Below are 926 nucleotides of genomic sequence, written 5' to 3'. Positions count from 1 at the left end.
CCAAATTCATCGAGTGCATCTTCTATATGACATGCGTCACTTATGCAATACTGAAGTTGGTGCCAGTAACGCTTGGTCGCCGGTGAGCTTGGCCATGGACTCCAAGCTGAAATAGCGGCGGGCAATACTCCATTCATCGTGTTGCTCTTGGAGAATGGTACCCACAAGCCGAATTACAGAGTCCCGGTTCGGAAAGATCCCAACCACATCGATGCGCCGGCGGATTTCTCGGTTCAACCGTTCTAGCGGATTCGTTGAACAGATTTGCCGCCAATGTTCCTTCGGGAACGCCATGTACGCCAACACGTCCTCCTCCGCTCGCTGCAACACATCCATCGCCTTCGGGAAACGGTTCTTCAATTGCTCCACCACGAGGGCAAGCTGTTCTTTCGCTGCCTTCTGTGTTGGCTGGGCAAAAATCGTACGAACAATCGAGGACACCATAGCTTGCGAGGACTTTGGCACCTGACTCAGTACATTGCGCATCACATGCACCCTGCAGCGTTGCCATGTAGCTCCAACCAGTGTCGTTTCAATCGCTGCTCGCAGTCCTTCATGAGCATCGCTAATCGCCAGTTTGACGCCCCTTAGCCCTCTTGCTACCAGGTTCCGTAAGAAAGTGAGCCAGAATGAACCGTCTTCACTGGTACCCAGGTCAAAGCCCAACACTTCACGCTCGCCGGTGGCTTTCACACCAATCGCAATGACAAACGCCATACTCTGGACCCGACCACCCTCACGGACCTTGGGGAACGTGGCATCGAGCCAAACATAAGGGAACTCACCTTCTAACGGGCGATTCTTAAACGCCTGGACGACCTCATCGAGTTCCTTGCAGATGCGAGACACTCCACTCTTGCTGATTCCGCCGATACCCAACGACTCCACCAGCTCGTCCACCTTACGGGTGCTCACACCATGCACGT

The 926-nt window shown here is 53.9% G+C and carries 1 protein-coding gene; it reads right to left on the bottom strand.

Going from position 1 to position 926, the window contains the following annotated elements:
* Positions 1-36 precede the first annotated feature (36 nt).
* Positions 37-926 (bottom strand): IS256 family transposase (locus ASH01S_RS17630; protein ID WP_067929728.1); only part of this gene is annotated, 890 nt, incomplete at its 5' end.

The organism is Alicyclobacillus shizuokensis NBRC 103103, from assembly GCF_001552255.1.
In the GTDB taxonomy this organism is placed as follows: Bacteria; Bacillota; Bacilli; order Alicyclobacillales; family Alicyclobacillaceae; genus Alicyclobacillus_G; species Alicyclobacillus_G shizuokensis.
This window is presented reverse-complemented; position numbering and strand designations above follow the sequence as displayed.